The sequence below is a fragment of the Sedimentisphaera salicampi genome, assembly GCF_002117005.1.
GTDB lineage: Bacteria > Planctomycetota > Phycisphaerae > Sedimentisphaerales > Sedimentisphaeraceae > Sedimentisphaera > Sedimentisphaera salicampi.
The window spans coordinates 2,466,198-2,488,152 of record NZ_CP021023.1 but is presented as its reverse complement, the minus strand read 5'-3'; the positions used below and the strand labels follow the sequence as shown (position 1 = coordinate 2,488,152).

Genomic DNA, 21,955 nt, shown 5'->3' with positions numbered 1-21,955 from the left:
ATAAGGAACTCTGCCTGAGGGCTTAGCTTATTAAAGCACCTAATACTCTGTTATGTATTACCTTATTTGAGGCTGTAAGTTCGAAATTCTTTTCTGAAGCGGTCTTTGGATTAAGCGGAACTATATCAGTTCCATCCTGATAAGTAAGCCTCCCCCCTGCTTCCTGAATCAGCATAGCCCCGGCCGCAAAATCCCATATTCTGTTCTTGTTTACAATGCAGGCATTCATAGACCCAGCGGCCACATAAGCAAGATGCAGTGCAGTTGAGCCGAAGTTTCTAAGCTTGCATTTGGTGCACAGCTCTACAATGCCCTGCGGGATCCCTTCCGGCCAGCAGCTGTCGATGGCAATCATTGATTGAGGCTCCACGCCTTCTTCGCTGCAAAACCTCCTGATTCCGTTGAGGAACATTCCGCCGTTCAGGCTTGCCTCAAACATTTCTTCGCTCGCCGGATTATATACCACTCCAGCAGCGGGGCGTCCACCATCGAAAAGGGCAATCGAAACGCTGAAGAGCATAACCCTTCTGCTGTAGTTGTTCGTTCCGTCTATAGGATCAATGATCCACCATCTCCGGGAGCCTTTCGGGGGCAAAACAAGAACGTTTCCGTCCTCGCCTTCCTCAGCGATAATGCCGTCTTCAGGACAGTGTCTGGTTATCTCGTCTATGATAATCTCCTGACAGAGCGGATCTGCCTGAGTTACCACTTCGTTGCCGTTTTTGAAGCTGGTTTTGATGTTCCCAAGCTCGCTCAAGGCCTTTTCGCCGGCAAGCCTCGCAGCTTTTTTGGCAATTCTTACGTCTTTAGAATACACGGATTTCCTTTAAGAGTTTCAAAAAAATTCCCCAAAACAAGATATTATCAGGTAAATGTAAAATGTCAATTTTGACGGGAATCGGGCTCTATGCGGCAATTGCTATGACACTTACTAAGCCATTGCTATGCAAGGATTTGCAGAATCTCCTGTCTAACAGTTATGAAAATCCCTGCAGGGGGCAAAAGAAAATTCCAAACGTTAAAATCAGAGATATCCCGTAAAAAAGCGTATGGATGCCGAAGAAATGCAGAATATCAGCGTGAGGCTGCTGAACCGGCATATTCAAAGGTAATGATAATTCGGATGAGCCTTTAAAGAAAAACGGAGAGGGCGGGATTCGAACCCGCGGTACGGGGGATACCCCGTACGACGGTTTAGCAAACCGCTACCTTCAGCCACTCGGTCACCTCTCCGTAAGAGTTTTGCCGACGCAATTGTACGGCGAGAGGAAAAATATACAAATTTAATTGCGGTATGCAAGATAATTCGCTTGAAATCTGCCAAGATTTTTGTAAATTACTGCATTCCTGCAAGCCGGCAGAAACTGATGCGTCAGTAGCTCAATTGGATAGAGCGTTGGTCTACGGAACCAAAGGTTGAGGGTTCGAATCCTTCCTGACGTATTTTCTCTTTATCCCCTCTCAAGCCTGCCCCCGCTTTTATGAAACGATAGATTTATGATTCCCCCGCTTCACGGTTCTCAATGCTGATTATGACATCTCCTTGAGCATATCATCGAGCTTTTGTTTTTCCTGCGTTTTTATATGGTAGGATTCTGTGTCCTGCGGGTATGCGCCGGAAACCACATCTTCGTGGTATGCATTTGCGGCGGCGGCGATGCTTGAGCCGATTTCTGCGTATTTCCTTGCGAATTTCGGGGCAGGCCCGTCGAACATTCCCATCACATCATTCACCACAAGCACCTGACCATCGCATGAGGGGCCGGCTCCGCAGCCGATAAGCGGGATAGAGAGCCTGCTCTGCATCAGCTCTGCTGTTTCCCTTGCAGCGGCCTCGAGAAGGATAAATCCTGCACCCGCCTCTTCCAGCGCAAGGGCGAGTTTGATAAGGTCCACAGCATCCTCGGCGTATGTGCCTTCTGCCTTGGGCCTGCCCTTGAGCCCTATAGACTGCGGCCTCAGGCCGATATGGGCTATAATGCAGATTCCGCTGTCTGCCGCCGCACGCACGGTTTCCACCTGCGGCCAGCCCGATTCAATCTTCACAGCATCTGCTTCCGCCTCGGCAACAAATCTGCCTGCGTTTATAAGAGCCCGCTCTATGGAAGGCTGGTAAGACATAAACGGCATATCCGCGGCAACGAGCTTATCAGGGGCTCCCCTTTTCACAGATTTAGTTAGGGCTGTGAGCATATCCATTGAGATGTTGAGGGTATTGTTCTCGCCGAGAATCATCTGCGAGGCAGAATCGCCCGTGAGCAGCATATCAACATCCGTTTTGCTGAGGATCCTCGCCATTGTATAATCGTAGCAGGTGAGCAGGGAAAAACGCTCGCCTTTATTTTTCTTTTCGTATAAATCCGCAACTTTCTGCTTATTCATTTTCTATTCCTCGCCCTTTACCGATGAAAAAGTGTTCAGCTTTTCCTTCCAATATTTAATTCTCTGTTCAGACTGCGTTTTGCCCGCCGCTCCCGGGCTTGTGTATGCCCTTGCAACGTTAGCAGCAGTGAGGCTTTCATACACGTCTTCCTCCACCGCCTCAGAGAGATTTCTGAAATCTTCCAGCTCCAGCTCGCTTAGCTTGAGCCCTCTTTTCTCGCAAAGGGCTACTGCAGTGCCCACTATGCCGTGCGCCTGACGGAACGGAACGCCCTTTTTAACGAGGTATTCAGCGAGGCTTGTGGCATCGAGAAAGCCTTCATCTATTCCGGAGGCAATTTTATCCGTCCGGAACTGCGTGTTAGAAACTATGGCCGCTGCCATTTCGAGGCAGTTATTCGCGTAGTCCGCTGCATTGAAAATATGGATCTTTTCTTCCTGAAGGTCGCGGTTGTATGTGCTGGGCTGAGCCTTGAGCATCATCATCAGTGCGCTGAGCGAGCCGAACACGTTTCCGGTTTTCCCGCGGATGAGCTCGAGCATATCGGGATTGCGTTTCTGCGGCATCATACTTGAAGATGTGCAGTATGTATCGCTGATCTTCACGAAGCTGAATTCTGTGGAGCTGAAGATTATGAAATCCTCTGCGAGCTTGGAGAGGTGGGTCATAATCATTGAGCAGGCGAATGTGAATTCTGCGCAGAAGTCGCGGTCTGAAACTGCATCTATGCTGTTTTGGGTTATGCCGGCAAAGCCGAGTTTCTCTGCTGTGAGATTGCGGTCTATCGGGAGGGTAGACCCGGCAGCCGCCCCGCTGCCCAGAGGCGATATATTAACCCTTGCAGCAAGGTCTTTAAGCCGGCCTTTATCTCGCTCGAACTGCTCCACGAAGCTGAGAAGGTATGCAGCTATCACAATCGGCTGCGCCCGCTGGAGGTGCGTATATGAGGGCATAACGTCTTCGGTGTATTTCTCTGCGAGCTCAGCGAAGGCCATCTGCAGGCAGCAGAGCTTCTCCAGCAGTCGGTTTATCTCGTCTCTCATCCAGAGCCGCATATCGGTTGCGATCTGGTCGTTGCGGCTTCTGCCGGTATGGAGTTTGCGGCCGGGGTCGCCTGTTTTCTCAATCAGAGCCGCTTCAACGGCCATATGTATATCTTCCTGAGACACATCAAACTCGAAGCTGCCCGCCTCGATCTCAGCCTGTATCTCCAGCAGCCCCTTAACTATCTGCTCACGCTCAGAAGAGCTTATCAGCCCCTGCTGCTCGAGCATCTCGCAATGGGCAATCGAGCCCTGAATGTCGTATTTATAGAGCCTTTTGTCGTACGATAAAGACTCAACGAAATTCATCGAAAGCTCGTCGGGAGCATTTTCCAGCCTGTTCTGCCAGCTTTTCTGTTTATCTGTCATAATTAATTGTATTCTAAATTAAACCATCGACTGTTCTGAAATATCCAACATTTCATACATACTGCAAGAATCAAAAAGGGCAGTTGAAGACGAATCTTCACGCAGATTTTTCTGCGCTGTTTCTATTGCCTGCGGCGAACTGTCTATCCCTATCCAACTTCTGCCGAGCTTTTCCGCAGCTCTCAAGGTGCTTCCGGAGCCGCAGAAACAATCCAAAACAGTGCTGTTTTTCAGCGAAGATGTCTTAATTATCATCTCCAGCATTTTTGAATTTTTCTCAGTGGGGTAGGTGGGGTATTGCGGGTCTTTGAATTCCCATATATCCTGCACCCTCTTGCCATCCTTTTCGTCTGCATATATTATTTTTCTCGGGTTACCATTGGAAGACCATTCCAAAAGCCCCTGCTCATCCCAGCTCTCAAGCGTTTGAACATCCACCCGCCAATGCCTTCCGGCTGGGGGCTTCATCCCTTTGAATTCTTGAGAAGACCTTCCGTTTTTAGTTTCGCCCGGGGCATGGATAGGTACTGTGGTATATCGCCTGCCCTGTGAATCTGTTTTTGGGAACAGCTTTTCTTTATCCTTCTCTGAGTAATCCTGCCTGGGCTCATTCCAGATTGGATTTTTTGCTTTGGAGTAGAAAAGAATCATATCTTTTATATTGCTGAAACCAGTTCGATTGAAATTTTTCGGGTTACATTTTATCCTGCTTATATCATTCCTGAAATTTTCAATCCCAAAAACCTCATCCATCATTACCTTAACGTAATGACCGATTTTACAGTCAGTGTGCAGATAAATAGAGCCTCTCTCAGAAAGCAATCTTTTCAGCAGGATAAGCCTTTCCCTGAGGAACTCTATAAACTCGCTGCCCTTTATTTTATCCGAGTATGCTAAACTGCCCCCATTTGCTGAGCTTACGGTGGAGCTGCGGTTTAGCGACACCTTGAAATCCGTTCCAGTTGCAAAAGGCGGGTCTATATAGACTAAATCTATACTGCCTTCAAGCCCTCTTTCTTCCAAGAGAAGCTTCAAGGCTTCCAAATTTTCACCTTTTATTAAAAGATTTTTCATCATTTACCTTATAAACTGTATAAGAATTCCCTGAGCAGCAATGCACTCATTATATTCTTTTCAGCAGAAATTTCAGTTAGCTCTGTGTACATTTTGTTTTTTCCCCGGATGTACAATACGCCATCCAATACCGCAACAGCAACCGCATCAACCTCGGCATCCAGCGTTGCCAGAGCATCTCTGAACTGCGAATTTTGATGGCCGCCGAAATCTGTAAGAAATTTTGCTTCCCCGATTACATATTTACCATTAAATCTTGCAACTAAGTCAAGCCCCTTATTGTGATTATATCCTAAATGTTCTTTTGCGAAACGCATCAACTGCACATCACTGCCTTCAAGAACAGCATCTTCATTATTGGAGACAAATTGCTCCAAAGAGCAGGGCTTCAGACCTAAAGATTTGCTTGCCGCCCATTTTCGAAACATAGGCCCTATCTGACGGTTTGTTTCTTTCGCCTCGCTGCATTTCTGATAAATCAAATCCAACCCCATCTCATAAAGACGGCCGGACAATCTGTTAATTGTTTTTGGGTTTCGCTCCAGCGAGCTTTTATCCCGACGCAGGTACGCTACATAACTGTCCTTAATTGGGAATAAATCAAACTCAAGAAGCCGCTTAATTAGTTCGTAATTATTGCCCTTGTTGAATGCGGCTTCTACCTTGCCCCAAGCCTGCTTGTCTATGTTTCTAATACCTTCAGGAATAGTAGGATAAACAGAATACAAATCATCAAGGTAAGACCTTTGGTTAGCGTATTCAATGCTTAGTTCAAGGTATCTATTCATATTTAATTTTTTCACTCCTAAGGAAAATCAAACAATTTCATAAATTATCGCCTTTAAGAAGCATAATGTCAAAGCTCAATATTGAGGCCTTCGCCGAAGGTGTTTTTGGGTTGTGGTTTCTTGTCTGGTTTTGGTTTTTTGTTTCCCGGCTTTCTGGGGCTTTTGCGGGGTTCTTTGCCGGCGGGGGATGGTTTTTGTTTGGCGGTTTTGCCGGGTGCAGCGCGCATACTCAGCGATATTCTCTTCCGCTCGGGGTCTGCGTCTATCACGGTAACCATCACCTTCTGATGAACTTTCACTACGTCCATCGGGTCTTTGATGAATTTATCGGCCAGCTCGCTGATATGGACGAGCCCGTCCTGATGAACGCCCACATCCACAAATGCACCGAAGGCGGTTACGTTTGTAACGATGCCGGGAATTTTCATTCCGGGCTTTAAGTCTGTAATTTCATTGAGTCCTTCTGCGAAGCTGAAAATCTCAAACTGCTTACGCGGGTCTCTGCCGGGCTTTAGCAGCTCTGATTTTATATCCAGCAGAGTTGGCCTGCCAATCTTATCGGTTGTGTATTTATCGATTTCAATCTTAGAAACCAGCTCTTTGTTTGCGATAATTTCGCTGATTCGGCTTCCGATATCCGAGGCTATATTCTCAACAATTGAGTAAGATTCAGGGTGAACTGCGCTTGCATCGAGCGGGTTGTTCCCGCCTCTAATCCGCAGGAATCCGGCGGACTGCTGGAAGCATTTCTCTCCCACTCCCGAAACCTTCTTGAGCTCTTCTCTGCCGGAGAACGCCCCGTTTGTATCGCGGTATTCGATTATCCTGCCGGCGATTGCAGGCCCGAGGCCTGATACGTAAGTGAGCAGCTGCCTGCTTGCCGTGTTTATATCCACGCCCACACTGTTCACGCAGCTGATTACCGTATCATCGAGGCCTGCCTTGAGCTTTTTCTGGTCAACATCGTGCTGATACTGCCCTACGCCTATCGATTTGGGGTCTATCTTCACGAGCTCTGCGAGAGGGTCCATAAGCCGGCGGCCGATGGATACCGCCCCTCGTACCGTTAAATCCTTCTGCGGGAATTCCTCCCTCGCCGCCTCCGAAGCCGAATACACAGAAGCGCCCGATTCATTCACCATAACCACAGGGATCTCCCTGCCGAAATCAATCGCCTTGAGGAATTCGCCCGTTTCACGGCTCGCTGTACCGTTGCCGTAGGCAATGGTCTCGATGTCGTACTTTTCGCAGAGGGTCTTGATCTTCTCTTCAGCCTCTTTTCGTTTCGCCTCGCCGGTATGCGGGTAAACCACATCATCATAAAGCAGCCTGCCCTGCCGGCTCAGGCATACCAGCTTGCAGCCGGTACGGAAGGCGGGGTCTAGGGCGAGCACGCGTTTTTCGCCGAGTGCGGGAGAGAGCAGGAGCTCTCGAAGATTCTCGCTGAAAACCTTGATCGCCTGCTCGTCTGCGAGCTTTTTGGTTTCGAGGCGGATTTCAGTTTCCATAGACATACTGAGCAGCCTTTTGAAGGCGTCCTCGCCTGCAGCCCTCACCTGCATTGAAGCCTCATTTGCAGCTGTAATATATTTTTCTTCGATTATCGAAACCGCCTTATCTGCGGGGGCTTCGATATGTAGAGTGAGCAGTTTCTCAGAAGCGCCTCTGCGCATAGCAAGCACCCTGTGCGACGGGGCAGTTTTTACAGGCTCAGACCAGTCGAAATAGTCCTTGAATTTTTCCGCCTCCTCTTCTTTGCCCTTTACAACCTTCGTTATAAACCGGCCTTCCCTGCGGAAAAGCTCGCGGATTTTCTCACGTATATCTGCGTCCTCGTTTATCATTTCTGCGATAATATCCCTCGCCCCGGCAAGAGCTGCCTTCCCGTCAGGCACTTCCTTCTCTTGATCGATGAATTTCTCTGCCTCTTTTTCAATGCTCTCATCTTCCTGCTTAAGCAGAAACTCTGCAAGCGGCTCGAGGCCTTTCTCCTTGGCGATGGTTGCCCTGGTTCTTCTCTTCGGCCGGTACGGCAGGTATATATCCTCAAGCTTTGAGAGCGTTTCGGCGGCCATTATCTCGGCCTTTAGCTTATCTGTAAGCTTGCCCTGCTCCTCTATTGTTTTGAGGATAGTCTCTCGCCGGGAATCCAGCTCCTCAAGCTGGGCAAGCATATCACGCACAGAAGTGATCGCTACTTCATCGAGATTGCCTGTAGCCTCTTTTCTGTACCTTGCGATAAACGGTACGGTACATCCTTCGGTCAGGAGTTTGGCAGTTGATTCAACCTGCCCGGAGCTTATGCTCAGGCTGGCAGAGATTTTAGATACGTGGTTTTTATTCATTTCAAATCCCATATTTAATAAAAAGGTGCAGCCGAACATCATACGGACTGCACTGAAAGAATATAGTTGTAAGCTGGATTAGAAAACTTTAGCTATGAAACTCTGCTCCGGAAAATTCGAGATTATTATCAAGGGTAACCGTTGCAAAGCGGCCTTCCAGCCAAGCACCAGGATTTATAAATACGGTGCTTCCGATTTTCTGGCTGCCCCAAGCCTCGTGCACATGCCCGCTAACCGCTAATACGGGCTTATAGTTTTCAGCGAATTTGCGGATATTCTTGTTTCCCTTGCGGGAGCTGCTTCTCCCGCATCGCTCTGTTCCGAAGGCAGGTTCGTGAGATATAACCGCAAGCGAGCGGCAGTTTTTCTCGGCGATGGAGTTTTCGAGGATATCGTAGAAGTTCAGCGGGAGCCTTCCCCGCTCCACCCCGCTCACGCCTGTAATGCAAAGGCCTTCGGCAAAGCCTGCCTGCCCGTGCACGCTGACACCGAGATGCTCAATCATGCGGGCAATCTCGCCCGTATCGCAATTCCCGCCGACAGCAAATACGCTCTTGCAGAATTTTTGGATATGGCTGATGATCGCTTCGCCCTCGTCGTAAGAGCCGAAACCTGTTATATCTCCGGAGATCAAAACTGCATCTGCCGATTCAAGCTCTGCCTCAAGCTTATCGCTTCTGGGAAACCTTGAGTGGATGTCTGAGAGTAATACTAATTTCATACTGCTCCTTTCGGAAACGGTATCAAAGCAGGCCTTCCTTTTCATCAATCCCGAACATAATGTTCATATTCTGGATTGCCTGTCCGGAAGCGCCCTTCACAAGATTGTCTATCGCGGCGAAAACTGCAATTCTGCCCTTAACCGCTGCCGGATATATATGGCAGTAGTTTGTCTTGGCAACGTTTTTCACCTCTGGGGGACTATCCAAAACCTGCACGAAAGGTTCGCCTTCGTAGAAATCTTCAAACAATCTTTTGAGCTCTTCCTGCGATAGATCCTTTGACGGGCGGGTGTAAATAGAGGAAATTATGCCTCTGTCGAAGCTTCCTATGTGCGGCTGGAACAGCACGTTTACCCCGCTTCCCGCAACTCCTTCGCAAATCTGTTCAATCTCGGGCATATGCCTGTGCGAGCCGATTTTATATGGGCGGATGTTTTCGTTGTGGTTCGGGAAATGCAGTCCGGGCGAGGGCTTTTTGCCCGCTCCCGTCGCACCGCTTACAGCGTTTACGCATATATCCTCCGGATCTACGGCTTGAGCCTTCAAGAGCGGGGCAAGACCGAGAATCGCACCTGTAGGGAAGCAGCCCGGGTTCGCCGCAAGATCTGCCGAGGCAAGCTCGCTGCGGAAAAGCTCAGGCAGGCCGTAAACTGCTCTGGAGATATTTTCCCTGTCGGTATGCGGGGCGTAGTGCTGCTCATAAACCTCTACGTCTTTAATCCGATAATCAGCGCTGAAATCCACAACCTTCAGCCCCTTTTCCAGCATCCGGGGCACAAAACTCATCGAAACTTTGTGCGGAAGACAGCACAGCGCAGCATCCGCTGTATCTGCGAGCTTATCGAAATTTAACGGCTCTATATCCAGCCCGCAGCGCCCCGTAAGCCGGGGGTGCATAACGCTCGCCGGCACAGACTCATCCGATGAAGCTGTCAGATAGGTAACCTCAGCAAAACGATGACTGAGAAGCATCTCTATTGTATCTCTTCCTGTATAGCCGGTGGCACCGATCACTGCCGCACGAACTTTTTTCATATTTTTTCCTAAATTTTACTTGACCTTAAGAATAAGTTTGATATTTTTATATCAATAATAAAATATCAAACACAAAGCCAACACTACACTAATTACAGACACCTTTTACATTTAGCCGGGTTCACCACACCCGGCTGCTCTTTTTTAAATACTAACAAAATTCGATTATCCTTCAAGCATTACAAAATCTGCGAATTATATGTGTGCCTCAATATCTCCGGGAAAACCCTTTCGAAGCGATGCTGAGACTCGCTAAGGATTTACTAACCGCTATTCCCCTGTTTAATCGGATAAACACTTGCACTCACGGGCAGACAATGACATACACAAGTGAACGCAGACACTCAGGTACATTCGTATATTTCATATCTCTACAAAAAATTTCTCTCTGCGTAGGCAAAGCCTTTCAATTCAACATTTTATAATTCCAATTCACTTTTTTAATGTTTTTTTTGAAAAAATTTACAGCAAGATGCTATTTAATGTTATAAGCTTTAATTTTAACCGTTTAGAAGTAAAATTTATTCTTATGCATAACAAAATGGAGCGTTTTAATGGACAAAAAGTTTTTCAGCAGAAGAAATTTCCTCAAGGCCACAGGAGCGGGCGTTATAGCTGCCGCAGCGGGGAGCTACGGCTTAGCCGCTCCCACAGACAGGCCTAATATAGTTGTTGTGCTCGTTGACGATATGGGGTATTCGGATATAGGCTGCTACGGCGGCGAAATCGACACGCCCAATCTGGACAACCTCGCCCAGAACGGAGTTCGTTTCAGCCAGTTCTACAATACAGCAAGGTGCTGCCCGACACGTGCAAGCCTTATGACCGGCCTCCACCCCCACCAAACCGATATCGGCCATATGACAAACCCGCCGAACAGCAAAAAGCATGATAAAGGCGTTGAGGGCTATCGCGGAAGTATGAACAAGAACTGCGTTACCATAGCAGAGGTGCTTAAAACCGCCGGCTATCATACATATATGGCAGGCAAATGGCATTTGGGTATGTCTGAACGGCATATGTGGCCTCTTCAGCGCGGTTTCGACAGATTCTACGGCATATTAGCGGGAGCTTCAAACTTTTTCCGCCCCGAACCTCCAAGGGGGATTACACGGGATAATGAACAGATTGAAATCAACGACCCCAACTATTACACAACCGACGCTTTTACGGATAATGCGATAAAATTCATTAAAGAGCAGAAAGATCAGGAGCCGTTCTTCCTGTATCTGGCCTACACCGCTCCGCACTGGCCTCTTCACGCAAAGAAGGAAGATGTGGAGAAATTCCGCGGCAAGTATATGAAGGGCTGGGATAAGATTCGAGAGGAAAGAAACAAGCGTCAGATTGAGATGGGGCTTCTGAAAGACTGGGAAATGGCTCCAAGGGATGCGAGGCCTTGGGATTCGCTCAGCGAGAAAAAGAAAGACGAAATGGACTACCGAATGGCAGTTTATGCCGCTCAGGTTCACTCGATGGACTACAATGTTGGCAAGCTGGTTGAGTCTCTCAAGAAGCAGGGCAAGCTGGATAACACGCTTATTCTGTTTATGAGCGATAACGGAGGCTGCGCAGAAGGCGGCGAGCTCGGAGGAGCTCCGCTGGATAGAGTGAACAACCCGAAATACTACGGCTGCATCTCCTACGGCAGGGCATGGGCAAATGCCTCCAACACGCCTTTCAGGAGATACAAGCATTATGTGCATGAAGGCGGGATTTCAACGCCGCTTATCGCACACTGGCCAAAAGCAACAGCGAAAACCAAAGGCACAATCACCCACGAAACAGGATATCTGATTGATATTATGGCAACATGCACCGACCTTGCGGGAGCAGAATACCCTGAAAAATTCAAAGGGCATAAAATCCCGAAGAGCGACGGAATCAGCCTTGTCCCTGCAATAACCACAGGCAAAAGGCAGGGACATAAGTATATGTTCTTCGAGCACGAATATCACGCAGCAGTGAGAAAGGGCAAATGGAAAGCCGTTCGCCACAAGCTCTGGGAAGATGAAAACAAATGGGAGCTCTACGATATGGAGGCCGACAGAACAGAGCTCAGCGACCTTGCAGAAAAGAAGCCTGAACTCGTTAAAGAGCTCTCGCAGAAGTGGTATGAGTGGGCAGAGAAAGTAAACTGCATACCTAAACCCGGCAGAAAAGTAAAACGCTAACGGCAAGGGGCGATAAAATGAAACGAAGAGATTTTGTAAAATACGCCTCAGCAGCGGCCTTCAGCCTCGGAGCGGGAAGTCTGCTTGAGGCGGCAGGACATTCAGAGAAACCGAATTTTGTTTTCATTATGGCCGACGACTGCACATTTCGAGACATCGGCTGCTACGGCGGAGACGCCCACACACCCAACATAGACAAGCTCGCAACGCAGGGAATGAAGATGAACAACTGCTTTCAGGCTGCCCCGATGTGCTCGCCTACAAGGCACAACATCTACACAGGCCTGTACCCCGTTAAGAGCGGGGCGCATCCAAACCATACCTGCGCCAAAGAAGGGACAAAGAGCATAGTTCATTATCTCAAACCGCTGGGCTACAGAGTTGCCCTTTCCGGCAAGCGGCACATACATCCAAGAAGCGTTTTCCCGTTTGAATACAGCAAGAAAAACAACAACCCTGATATGAAGGTGATTGAAGAGCTTTTCCACGACTCCAGCGAGAAGGGCAATCCATTCTGCCTGTTTGCATGCTCAAATGAGCCGCATACGCCATGGAACAAAGGCGATCCATCTCAGTATGATGCTGAAGATTTAAAGCTGCGTTCTTATATTCCTGATACGCCGGTTGTTCGTGAATCTCTTACCAAATACCTTGCGGAAGTAACCTACTTCGACAAGCAGGTTGGTCAGATTCTCGATCTGCTCGATAAACACAACCTCTCAGAGAACACGATGGTTATGGTGGTTTCAGAGCAGGGCAACGCCCTTCCGTTTGCCAAATGGACTTGCTATGAAGACGGCCTCGGCTCGATTATGATTGTCCGCTGGCCCGGAAAGGTTAAGCCGGGAAGCCAGAGCGATGCTATCGTGGAGTATGTTGACGTAACGCCTACCTTCATTGAGGCGGCAGGCGGCAAGACCCCGGAAATCCTCGACGGCAAAAGTATGCTCGGCCTGCTCACCGGCAAAACAAACAAGCATAAAAGATACACCTTCGGCATTCAGACAACTAATGGGATATTTTTCAGTGAACAGCCGTATCCAATCCGCTCTGTTAGGGATGAGCGGTACCGGCTGATCTGGAATCTTATGCCTGATAACAAATTCGAGAATGCTGCAACTGAGCGGTCTAAAGAGTTTGAGTCTATGCTGAAGCTTGCAGAAAAAGGCGACAGGCACGCAAAGCACTTTACCCATAAATATCAGCACCGCCCTGAATTTGAGCTTTACGATGTTAAAGCAGATCCTGCAAATATCAACAATCTCGCAGACAATCCGGGCTATGAAGACACCTTCAATCGCCTGAAGGCAAGGCTTGACGAGTGGATGGCTCAGCAGGGAGATAAGGGCATAGAAACCGAACTCAATGCAGACAAACGCAAATGGAAGTTCGTTAAAAAACACAGGGACAAATAAATATGAAACGAAGAGATTTTGTAAAATACGCCTCAGCAGCGGCCTTCAGCCTCGGAGCGGGGAGTCTGCTTGAGGCGGCAGGACATTCAGAGAAGCCGAATTTTGTTTTCATTATGGCCGACGACTGCACATTCCGAGACATCGGCTGCTACGGCGGAGACGCCCACACACCCAACATAGACAAACTCGCAACGCAGGGAATGAAGATGAACAACTGCTTTCAGGCCGCCCCGATGTGCTCGCCCACAAGGCACAACATCTACACAGGCCTGTATCCGGTGAAGAGCGGGGCATATCCCAATCATACCTGCGCAAAAGAAGGGACAAAGAGCATAGTTCATTATCTCAAACCGCTGGGCTACAGAGTTGCCCTATCAGGGAAACGCCACATCCAGCCCGAAAGCGTTTTCCCGTTTGAATACAGCGGCAAAAAACACAACCCTGATATGAACGCTATCGACAAAATGTTCTCTGAGTGCACAGAAAAGGGCGATCCGTTCTGCCTGTTTGCGTGCTCAAATGAGCCGCATACGCCATGGAACAAAGGCAACCCTTCTCAGTACGATCCTGACAAGATTGTTTTGCCTCCATATCTGCCGGATACGCCGGTTATGCGTAAAAGATGGGTTAAATATCTTGCTGAGATAACCTATTACGACAATCAGGTTGGGCAGATCCTCGAGCTGCTGGATAAACACAACCTCTCTAAGAATACGATTGTGATGGTGGTTTCAGAGCAGGGCAACAGCCTCCCCTTTGCTAAATGGACTTGCTATGAAGACGGGCTCGGCTCGATTATGATTGTCCGCTGGCCCGGGAAGGTGAATCAAGGAAGCGAGAGCGATGCTATTGTGGAGTATGTTGACGTAACGCCTACCTTCATTGAAGCAGCGGGAGGTAAGATGCCGGAAATACTCGACGGCAAAAGTATGCTCGGCCTTCTCACCGGCAAAACCGACAAGCACAAGGAATATACATTCGGCCTCCAGACTACCAGAGGAATTTACTACAGCAAAGAGCCTTATCCAATCCGTTCAGTGAGAGATAATCGCTATCGTTTGATTTGGAACCTGATGCCTGATAATGAATTCCAGAATATGCTCACTGAAAGGCCGTATCCGGAATTTAAGTCTATGATGGAGCTCGCTGAGAAGGGCGATAAGCATGCTCAGCACTTTACCCATAAATATCAGCACCGCCCTGAATTTGAACTTTATGATGTTAAAGCAGATCCCGCAAATATCAACAATCTCGCAGACAATCCGGGCTATGAAGACACCTTCAAACGCCTGAAGGCAAGGCTTGACGAGTGGATGGCTCAGCAGGGAGACAAGGGCATAGAAACCGAGCTCAATGCAAAGAAGCGTCAGTGGAAGAATGTAAGGAAACAAAAGAACAATTAGCTTAGAATTGGAAAGGTATAACAAAAATGAAACGAAGGAATTTTCTCAAATATGCCCTGAGCTCAGCGGTGGCCGCAGCAGCGGGAGGCACGCTCAGCAAAGCAGCTTCGGCGGATAATTCTCGCCCTAATGTGCTTTTGATAATGGCAGACGACTGCACCTACAACGACCTGCCGATTTACGGCGGGCAGAATGCGATAACGCCTAACATCAACAAACTTGCAAACGAGGGGTTAGTATTCAATAAGGCATATCTCTCAGAAGCGATGTGCCTGCCGTGCCGGTCTGAGCTTCAAAGCGGGCTTTATCCAGTAAGCAATGGTGCGAGCTGGAATCATTCTTTTTGCAGGCCGGACATAAAAACAGCGCCGCACTATCTCGACAAACTGGGATACCGTGCAGGGCTTGCAGGCAAGAGGCATATCAGACCGGAATCTATCTTTCCGTTTGAATTCCTCAACGGCTTCGATCAAAACTGCGTGAGAAATCCCACCCAGCCTCACGATACCAAATATATAAAGCGTTTTATGGAAGACGATTCTGCTCCGTTCTATCTTACTGTGGCCCTTGTTGAGCCGCATGTCCCGTGGGTTATGGGGGATGCGAGCCAGTATCCGAATAATGATATAAAGCTCCCGCCAAACCTTGCAGATACACCTAAAACCCGCACGAATTTCGGGAAGTATCTCGCAGAGATAACCTATATGGATTCGCAGGTGGGCGATGTGCTTCAGGCTCTTGAGGAAACCGGCAAGGCCGACAATACACTTGTGCTTTTCTCTTCAGAGCAGGGCTCACAGTTCCCGGGGAACAAATGGACAAACTGGGATACCGGAGTGCATACAGGATTGATAGCCCGCTGGCCGGGAGTTACGCCGGCAGGCCAGCGAACAGATGCATTAGTTCAGTACTGCGATTTCCTGCCTACGATACTCGATCTTGGCGGAGCAAATCCGAAGCAGTTCAAGTTTGACGGAAGCAGCTTCCTCGAGGTGATAAAGGGCAATACAAACAAACACCGCGACTACGTTTTCGGGATTCACAACAACGTGCCGGAAGGGCCTCCGTATCCTATAAGAACCGTTTTCGACGGGCAGTACAGATACATCCGCAACCTCAGTCCAGACAGGATTTACATCGAGAAACACCTGATGGGGAATATGGACTACTGGCATTCGTGGGTGTCTAACTGTTTCAACAATGAAGATATGTACGACCTTGTGGAGAGATACGTCCGCAGGCCTGCAGAACAGCTCTACAAGACAACCGATGACCCGTACGAGCTAAACAACCTCGCCGAAGACCCGAAATACGCAACGATTAAGCAGAGGCTCAGCGACAGGTTAGATAAGTGGATGGCTGATGAAAACGACCCGGGCGCACCTATTGACACAATGGAGGCTCTTGAAGCATCCAGAGATCTTAATCACATATACTAAAGCAATTTAACGTCTCTAATTTTTACCTTAAAGGCTCTGATTATTCAGGGCCTTTTCTATGCGCTCAAGAGCAAGATTCAGAATGCTGCGCGGCGAGGCAAAATTGAGCCTCACCCAGCCCGGGGCATCAAAATCTTTGCCGTCTGAAAGCCCAACGCCATATCTTTCGAAATGCGCGTGCGGGTTTTCGAGGCCGGTTTTCGTGCAGTCCAGCCAGTAGAGGTATGTGGCTTCAGGCTCGGCTGGAACAATGCCGTATTTGCTGAGCCTTTCGGTTACCAGATTGCGGTTTTGCGTGAGGTATTCAAGCAGGGCTTTCCGCCAGCTTTCGCCATGCTGATAGGCAGCTTTAGCAGCCTTAATTCCGAATACATTCGGATGAGAGGAGAGGTTTTCTTTGGCATAGGCGAACCTCTGCCTTATCTTTCTGTTTGGTATAACCGCAAAGCCTGTCATCATACCGGCAATGTTAAAGGTTTTCGATGGAGACATAAGCGTTATGGAGTTCTGCTCTATTTCCCTGCCGATAGAGGCGATTGGTGTATGCCCGCTTTCGCCCAAGAGAAGGTCGCAGTGTATCTCGTCGCTGCAGAGCAGTGCGCCGGTTTCGAGGCAAATCTGGGCAATCCTTTCAAGCTCGCTGCGTTTAAAGCATCTGCCTGAAGGGTTGTGCGGATTGCAGAATATAAACAGTGAATCCCCGCCTGAGAGTGTCTGGCGAAGGTTATCAAAGTCTATCTCCCATCTGCTTGCGTTCAGGGTGAGCCTGCTTTTCTCCAAGTTCATACCCTGAAAAGGCGGAACGCTCAAAAACGGCGGATAAATCGGCGTGTTTACTGCAGCTCTGCTCCGATTTTCTGCTGCCCTGCAGGAGCAGTTCAGCCCAGATACAACGCCTGCCGTATAGACAATCCAATCCGGATCAATCTGCCAGCCGTAAAACTCCGCCATCCTCTCTGCGATGATCTCGTCCAGCTCTTTGGCAACGGTGTATCCGAGAATCGGATGCTCTGCCCTCTGCCTTACAGCTTCAAGCACCTCCGGCGGGCAGGCAAAATCCATATCCGCCACCCACATCGGCAAACACTCACTTTTGCGGTATTTGTATTCCTTCAGTGCATAAGTGCCGGATTTATCGATTATTCTGTCAAAGTCTGGCTCCATCTCCGCCCCGGGCTGCTTTTGCAATTAATTGCTCTGTCCTTCTCAATAGCTGGGATAATCTGCTCTATTGACAGATTCTCGGGCAATATCGATTCATCCTTGAGGCCGTAGAACAGGGCGAAAGAGGTATCCTGCGTGTGTTTGCCTGTGAATATTCCCTTGGATGAGATTTTATTTGTTGCGAAAGATGCCTTGAGGTTGAAGCCGCTGTTGCCAACGAGCACTATGTCCGGGCCGTGCTTGGCCTCAGGCCCGTGATATATATCCTCCCCGCGATAGATATCCTTGACAACCTTCTTGCCGTTAACTTTCCAGCCCGCAAACAGCTCCATAAGCTCCTCCGAGACCTTCGGCCTGTCCGATCTGGAAACGCTGCCCTGCGGGTACTTATCTTTGAGATTTATATATATCCTTGCAGGATCGAGGGCGAAAGCCTTGCTGTGGTAGGCAATGTTTTCCCAGCCGGGCTTGCCTGCGAATTCAAGATAGCCGTTTTTGGAAAGGAAGTTGTTCACATAAACATCGTAATCAAGCTTCTCGAAACCGTGGTCGGACATAAGCACAAGCAGATCATCCTCGCTCATCATCGAAGCAATCTCACCTATAATCTTATCGATTCTGCTGAAATGAAGAGTGAAAGCGCTGCTGCAGCGGTGATTGTCATCTTCAAAAGCATCAAATAAAAAGTGCATAAGCCTGTCTGTGCCGGTGAAAACGAGCATAAAGTTCTGCCAGTTGTTGTATTCGTTCCAGAGATACCTGTACACAGAGATTCTTGCATCCAGCGTTGCCTCAACATCATCCAGAAAAGCGTTGATTGATTCGTGAGCTTTTCTTGAATCCACATCAAGGCGATAGTCGTAGCTTTTTATATCGTCGAGGATTGTAGGCGGGTAAACGCTTTTGTTGATGTCTATAGACACGAAGCCCGAGATATGTGCCCCGTTCATCTTTCTCACAGGATAAGTAGCAGGGACATTGATTATAACAGACTCACCTGGCCATTCATCCCAAAAGGGGCTGGCCTTGAGGTTTTTGTAATTTGGAAAAGTGAGCTGGTATGAGTTTGGCTTGAGCTCGGTAAACCCGTATATCCCGTGTTCTCCCGGGTTTTTGCCTGTTATTATAGAAGACCAAGCGGTGCTCGAGACTTCAGGTATAGCGGAGGATGTTTGGCGGAACGCCCCCTTCCTGACGAGCTCTGCCATATTGGGCATAATCCCCATATCAACGTACTTCTCAATAACCTTTACAGGTACTCCGTCAAGTCCTACCAGAACAATTTTGCCGCTCATTGATCGCCTCCCTAAACGATGAATTAAAAATTCACATCCATACCCTCAGCAAGCATTTTGGCTTTCAAAACTATAAGTCCCATCTCAAGCTGAGGATCAGAGTTCACTGTTTCTTCTGCACTGTGTTTCTTCTTTCGGTCTTCATCTTCACTGAAGACATGACCATCCTGAACTAATATGTCATTGCCCTGCTGCACATCAAAGTAGTCCTCGAATTCGCTTCCGTACATCTCAAGCTTCACATCCGGAGCGATGCCCCAGTCTTTCCTGCCCATCTTCTCAAGCTGATATCGATTTTTAACAGGCTGCCCTGAAGGCAGGTAATAAAAGGCCATCGTATATTTTAGCTGAGCCCCTTTGCCCGGAGCCGCTGTAACGGTTTGAACGCTTCCCTTGCCGTATGTCCTTGAGCCAACCAGCGTAGCGCGTTCGTATTTCGGATCGCTGAGGGCGCCTGATACAATCTCCGATGCCGAAGCTGAGCCTTCGTTAATCAGAACCACAAGCGGGCAGTCCGGCAGGAATGTCTCGTGCTGTGCAAAATGCTCCTCGGGAAGCCCCATTCGCGGCTTTGTGCTCACGACAGGCCCTTTTTCAATGAACATATCAACGATGTCAACCGCTGTGGAAAGAAGCCCGCCGGAATTGTATCTGAGGTCTAATATCAAGCCGTTGAGGGCGTCTTTCCGCATATTTTTAATAGCCTTTTTCATCTGCTCGGTTGTTGCTTCTGAGAAGCTCGTAAGGCGGATGAGGCCTATATTATTTTCCTCGTCTATCAGGTAAGACCAGTCTTCCTCTTTCTGTCTCTTCCAGCCCTTAACCGTTGGAACAACAATTCTGCCTCTCTCAATCTCTATGATTTCGGTTTTGTCCGAACCCTTGTGCCGCACTTTGAGGCTCACGGCAGTGCCTTCGGGGCCGCTTATCTTCGAAACAGCGCAGTTTATGCTCATTCCCTCAGTGGACACGCCGTCCACCTCAAGTATTACGTCTTCTGCATCAAGGCCGGAACCGAATGCCGGCGTGTTTGGAAGCAGGCTGTTTACTATAAGCCTTCCGCCTTCCTTGCTTATCTCCACGCCGATGCCGGAAAATTCCTGAGTGATCGATTTCTGGAACTCCTTCACGAAGAAAGGCCATACAATATTTGTGTATGGGTCAAGCTCACTGAGAACCGATTCGGTGAATTGCATTATCAAAACTTCAGAAGGGAGCTTAAGAGTTTTCTTGTTCAAAGCCAGCACTTCATTGAATGCCTGAAAAACCTGCGTATGGTAATAATTCTCGAGTATGGAGGAGGTGTACTTATCCTTTATCTTCCGCACTCCTGCAACGTAATCATTGATCCCGCTTTTATCAAAACTCACAGCAATATCTTCATCGGGGAAAGAAAGCACCTCTGCAACCGTGATACATCTGTCCAGCCCTGTATGAAGCATTTTTTCGAAATCGAGCGGGGTGATGTAGGTGTATGTAAGCACTTTGATCGTGCGTTTGAGCATAATAAGCTCAATGCCCTCTGCCCTGTTTTCGGCTGTCTCGCAGGGGGAATCAATGAAGCTGCTTTTCACTGTCATTTTCTCAAGCAGGTTATCTGCCTTATTCTCATACTCCTCATTTTCTTCGTAGAGGGTGTTCAGCCAGTAGTAGCAGCCGGTGTAAGACTCTGCCCACTTGCCTTCATCCTCCAGCTCCATAGCCTTTGAAACTGATGCTTCCTTGAGATTTTCCATCAGCTCACTGCTTAGCAGCTTTTTCTGCTGGGCTTCTGTGGCGTATTCTTTGATATTGCTTACAGCCACAAAGAAATCGATAAGCGCTTCTGTTTCGCTGTCTTTTTCCTCTTCATCAGTGCTGTTCTGCGCTGCGGGAGGCGCTATGTTTTCAGGGTTCTCAGAATCCTGCTCCTCTTGAGATTCCTGCTCTTTTTCTTTATTCTCAACGTACTGCTCTGCAAATTCCTCAAGCTTAAGCATATTGGACAGCTCGCCCTTGAGGCAGTCGTCAATGAGTTCCTGAAGCTCTTTCTGCTTTTCTTCGTACTTATCTTTACGAAATTTCTCACGCCTGCCGGAAAACTCTTCGTAGCTGCTCAGGAGCGTTTGAACTTTGGCAATACCATCTTCAGAGCTGTTCTGGGCTATTTTCTCCGCCTTGCTGAAGTTTCCTTCTGAAATTGCGATGCAGGCTGAGTTTAAGTCTTCGCCGGCCATCGCAGCAGTAAAGGCAATAAGGATGCTTGCAGCAATTATGCTTAGTCTGTTTCTCACGATAAAACCCGAAATTAATGTTAACATTTTACAGAGTATTCTACAGATAGAGCTGTTTATGACAATCAGCTTTTTGGACTTTAAAAAAATCTGCCTTCGGCAGACTCATAATAAGTATTCCTATTATCTATGCCGATTTTTCCTCTCAGTTCGCAGCTTTTTGAAATTCTTCCGGCAGAAATCAGCTTATAAGCCTTAGTATTGTGCAGATAATTATGGTATGATTCATATCAAGCTTTAAGAAACAGACAAATTTCCGGCCGGGCTTTACTCATCTTCACCAAAGAATCTGCAAAGCTCTTCTACAATCTCTTCAGGCTCTGACATTCTGCCTATATTGCTTGTCCCGCAGGCAAGGTGGCCGGATTGAGGACCTATAGTTCTTACTCCGGCATCCTTCAAGAGCTTTATATTCCTCTGAGTTGCGGGATTGCTCCACATATTATTGTTCATGGCAGGAGCGATAAAAAGATTCCTCTCCCAGCCTGCACATAAGGCCGAGCTGAGCAGATCATCGCAGATGCCGGAGGCCATTTTGCCGATAATATTTGCAGTAGCAGGGGCCACAAGAATCAAATCACTGCTGTTTACAGGGTCCAGATGGGTTATAATATTTTCTTTTGAATCCCACATGGAGGTATAAACAGCTCCTGCGCTTACAGCCTCAATGAGTTTGGGCTGGATAAGTTTGCAGGCGTTTTCAGTCATAATCGTTTTCAGCAATGCACCTTTTTTCCTGAGGCGAGAAGCGATGTCCGCTGATTTGTAAGCCGCAATACCGCCTGTTATTCCGAGAAGTATGTTTTTGCCCTGCATAAAACTGCCTGCTAATCTTCTTCTATCTCGTATGTAATTTTATCTTCGAGGATCTCCTCCACAACGATCTCTATCATTGTTTTGTCTACAGTATCCTCGATAAGCGGGCGGGCGCCGTCCATAAGCTCCCGCATCCTCTTCTGAATAAGAGCTGAAAGCTTAAAGCTCCCGCCTACCTTGCGATATATTTCATCCCGTTTCAGTGCTTCAATCATAA

At 48.2% G+C, this 21,955-nt stretch carries 18 protein-coding genes and 2 tRNA genes; 6 read left to right on the top strand and 14 right to left on the bottom strand.

Annotation, left to right across the window (positions count from 1 at the left end; all coding sequences use genetic code 11):
- Nucleotides 1–22: 22 nt before the first annotated feature.
- Nucleotides 23–817: an inositol monophosphatase family protein gene (locus tag STSP1_RS09430; protein ID WP_085756099.1), complete on the bottom strand. Its 795-nt coding sequence runs from the start codon at nucleotides 815–817 to the stop codon at nucleotides 23–25.
- A gap of 62 nt (nucleotides 818–879) precedes the next feature.
- On the opposite strand from STSP1_RS09430, the gene STSP1_RS12530 reads away from it, so the two are divergent.
- Entirely contained in the window at nucleotides 880–1,041 is a 162-nt protein-coding gene (locus tag STSP1_RS12530) for a hypothetical protein (protein WP_161491699.1), read from the top strand.
- 101 nt (nucleotides 1,042–1,142) lie between these two features.
- Here STSP1_RS12530 and STSP1_RS09425 read toward each other — a convergent pair.
- Nucleotides 1,143–1,233, bottom strand: a tRNA-Ser gene (locus tag STSP1_RS09425).
- A gap of 136 nt (nucleotides 1,234–1,369) precedes the next feature.
- Here STSP1_RS09425 and STSP1_RS09420 point away from each other — a divergent pair.
- Nucleotides 1,370–1,443 (top strand) — tRNA-Arg (locus STSP1_RS09420).
- Nucleotides 1,444–1,530: 87 nt separating this feature from the next.
- Here the strand turns inward: STSP1_RS09420 and panB are convergent.
- From panB to argC, 7 genes are all read right to left on the bottom strand, one after another.
- Nucleotides 1,531–2,382, bottom strand: coding sequence for a 3-methyl-2-oxobutanoate hydroxymethyltransferase (gene panB / locus STSP1_RS09415; protein ID WP_085756098.1), 852 nt, complete (start codon nucleotides 2,380–2,382; stop codon nucleotides 1,531–1,533).
- A gap of 3 nt (nucleotides 2,383–2,385) precedes the next feature.
- Nucleotides 2,386–3,795 (bottom strand): argininosuccinate lyase, encoded by a 1,410-nt coding sequence (gene argH, locus STSP1_RS09410; RefSeq protein WP_085756097.1) that lies wholly within the window; start codon nucleotides 3,793–3,795, stop codon nucleotides 2,386–2,388.
- An 18-nt stretch (nucleotides 3,796–3,813) separates the two neighbouring features.
- On the bottom strand, nucleotides 3,814–4,869 hold the full coding sequence (locus tag STSP1_RS09405; RefSeq protein WP_085756096.1) for a site-specific DNA-methyltransferase: 1,056 nt from the start codon (nucleotides 4,867–4,869) through the stop codon (nucleotides 3,814–3,816).
- A gap of 8 nt (nucleotides 4,870–4,877) precedes the next feature.
- Nucleotides 4,878–5,657, bottom strand: a complete 780-nt coding sequence (locus STSP1_RS09400; RefSeq protein WP_085756095.1) for a restriction endonuclease — start codon at nucleotides 5,655–5,657, stop codon at nucleotides 4,878–4,880.
- 68 nt (nucleotides 5,658–5,725) lie between these two features.
- A complete protein-coding gene (locus STSP1_RS09395) occupies nucleotides 5,726–8,002 on the bottom strand; it encodes a Tex family protein (protein ID WP_085756705.1) in 2,277 nt (758 codons plus the stop codon).
- An 88-nt stretch (nucleotides 8,003–8,090) separates the two neighbouring features.
- A complete protein-coding gene (locus STSP1_RS09390) occupies nucleotides 8,091–8,723 on the bottom strand; it encodes a metallophosphoesterase family protein (RefSeq protein WP_161491698.1) in 633 nt (210 codons plus the stop codon).
- Nucleotides 8,724–8,745: 22 nt separating this feature from the next.
- Entirely contained in the window at nucleotides 8,746–9,759 is a 1,014-nt protein-coding gene (gene argC, locus STSP1_RS09385; RefSeq protein WP_085756093.1) for an N-acetyl-gamma-glutamyl-phosphate reductase, read from the bottom strand.
- Nucleotides 9,760–10,313: 554 nt separating this feature from the next.
- On the opposite strand from argC, the gene STSP1_RS09380 reads away from it, so the two are divergent.
- The 4 genes from STSP1_RS09380 to STSP1_RS09365 are packed head-to-tail and all read left to right on the top strand — an operon-like array spanning nucleotide 10,314 to nucleotide 16,190.
- A complete protein-coding gene (locus STSP1_RS09380) occupies nucleotides 10,314–11,933 on the top strand; it encodes an arylsulfatase (RefSeq protein ID WP_085756092.1) in 1,620 nt (539 codons plus the stop codon).
- 17 nt (nucleotides 11,934–11,950) lie between these two features.
- A complete protein-coding gene (locus STSP1_RS09375) occupies nucleotides 11,951–13,348 on the top strand; it encodes a sulfatase family protein (protein WP_085756091.1) in 1,398 nt (465 codons plus the stop codon).
- 2 nt (nucleotides 13,349–13,350) lie between these two features.
- On the top strand, nucleotides 13,351–14,751 hold the full coding sequence (locus STSP1_RS09370) for a sulfatase family protein (RefSeq protein WP_085756090.1): 1,401 nt from the start codon (nucleotides 13,351–13,353) through the stop codon (nucleotides 14,749–14,751).
- Between the two features lie 26 nt (nucleotides 14,752–14,777).
- Nucleotides 14,778–16,190, top strand: coding sequence for a sulfatase family protein (locus STSP1_RS09365; protein WP_085756089.1), 1,413 nt, complete (start codon nucleotides 14,778–14,780; stop codon nucleotides 16,188–16,190).
- Nucleotides 16,191–16,217: 27 nt separating this feature from the next.
- Here STSP1_RS09365 and STSP1_RS09360 read toward each other — a convergent pair whose 3' ends face one another.
- The 5 genes from STSP1_RS09360 to STSP1_RS09340 all read right to left on the bottom strand — a co-directional run bounded on the left by STSP1_RS09360 (nucleotide 16,218) and on the right by STSP1_RS09340 (nucleotide 21,953).
- Entirely contained in the window at nucleotides 16,218–17,354 is a 1,137-nt protein-coding gene (locus tag STSP1_RS09360) for a MalY/PatB family protein (RefSeq protein ID WP_085756088.1), read from the bottom strand.
- Nucleotides 17,330–18,649 (bottom strand): alkaline phosphatase family protein, encoded by a 1,320-nt coding sequence (locus STSP1_RS09355; protein ID WP_085756087.1) that lies wholly within the window; start codon nucleotides 18,647–18,649, stop codon nucleotides 17,330–17,332. Before STSP1_RS09355 ends, STSP1_RS09360 begins: the two co-directional genes overlap by 25 nt.
- Before the next feature lie 23 nt (nucleotides 18,650–18,672).
- Nucleotides 18,673–20,922 (bottom strand): S41 family peptidase, encoded by a 2,250-nt coding sequence (locus STSP1_RS09350; RefSeq protein ID WP_161491697.1) that lies wholly within the window; start codon nucleotides 20,920–20,922, stop codon nucleotides 18,673–18,675.
- A gap of 267 nt (nucleotides 20,923–21,189) precedes the next feature.
- On the bottom strand, nucleotides 21,190–21,738 hold the full coding sequence (locus STSP1_RS09345) for a flavoprotein (RefSeq protein ID WP_085756085.1): 549 nt from the start codon (nucleotides 21,736–21,738) through the stop codon (nucleotides 21,190–21,192).
- Nucleotides 21,739–21,749: 11 nt separating this feature from the next.
- Nucleotides 21,750–21,953 (bottom strand): DNA-directed RNA polymerase subunit omega, encoded by a 204-nt coding sequence (locus tag STSP1_RS09340; RefSeq protein WP_085756084.1) that lies wholly within the window; start codon nucleotides 21,951–21,953, stop codon nucleotides 21,750–21,752.
- Between the last annotated feature and the right edge of the window lie 2 nt (nucleotides 21,954–21,955).

Bases quoted from the DNA above. Each gene is read 5' to 3' on its own strand.
- STSP1_RS12530 (WP_161491699.1), top strand. From the start codon at position 880: ATGTCAATTTTGACGGGAATCGGGCTCTATGCGGCAATTGCTATGACA.
- panB (WP_085756098.1), bottom strand. From the start codon at position 2,382: ATGAATAAGCAGAAAGTTGCGGATTTATACGAAAAGAAAAATAAAGGC.
- argH (WP_085756097.1), bottom strand. From the start codon at position 3,795: ATGACAGATAAACAGAAAAGCTGGCAGAACAGGCTGGAAAATGCTCCC.
- STSP1_RS09405 (WP_085756096.1), bottom strand. From the start codon at position 4,869: ATGAAAAATCTTTTAATAAAAGGTGAAAATTTGGAAGCCTTGAAGCTT.
- STSP1_RS09400 (WP_085756095.1), bottom strand. From the start codon at position 5,657: ATGAATAGATACCTTGAACTAAGCATTGAATACGCTAACCAAAGGTCT.
- STSP1_RS09395 (WP_085756705.1), bottom strand. From the start codon at position 8,002: ATGAATAAAAACCACGTATCTAAAATCTCTGCCAGCCTGAGCATAAGC.
- STSP1_RS09390 (WP_161491698.1), bottom strand. From the start codon at position 8,723: ATGAAATTAGTATTACTCTCAGACATCCACTCAAGGTTTCCCAGAAGC.
- argC (WP_085756093.1), bottom strand. From the start codon at position 9,759: ATGAAAAAAGTTCGTGCGGCAGTGATCGGTGCCACCGGCTATACAGGA.
- STSP1_RS09380 (WP_085756092.1), top strand. From the start codon at position 10,314: ATGGACAAAAAGTTTTTCAGCAGAAGAAATTTCCTCAAGGCCACAGGA.
- STSP1_RS09375 (WP_085756091.1), top strand. From the start codon at position 11,951: ATGAAACGAAGAGATTTTGTAAAATACGCCTCAGCAGCGGCCTTCAGC.
- STSP1_RS09370 (WP_085756090.1), top strand. From the start codon at position 13,351: ATGAAACGAAGAGATTTTGTAAAATACGCCTCAGCAGCGGCCTTCAGC.
- STSP1_RS09365 (WP_085756089.1), top strand. From the start codon at position 14,778: ATGAAACGAAGGAATTTTCTCAAATATGCCCTGAGCTCAGCGGTGGCC.
- STSP1_RS09360 (WP_085756088.1), bottom strand. From the start codon at position 17,354: ATGGAGCCAGACTTTGACAGAATAATCGATAAATCCGGCACTTATGCA.
- STSP1_RS09355 (WP_085756087.1), bottom strand. From the start codon at position 18,649: ATGAGCGGCAAAATTGTTCTGGTAGGACTTGACGGAGTACCTGTAAAG.
- STSP1_RS09345 (WP_085756085.1), bottom strand. From the start codon at position 21,738: ATGCAGGGCAAAAACATACTTCTCGGAATAACAGGCGGTATTGCGGCT.
- STSP1_RS09340 (WP_085756084.1), bottom strand. From the start codon at position 21,953: ATGATTGAAGCACTGAAACGGGATGAAATATATCGCAAGGTAGGCGGG.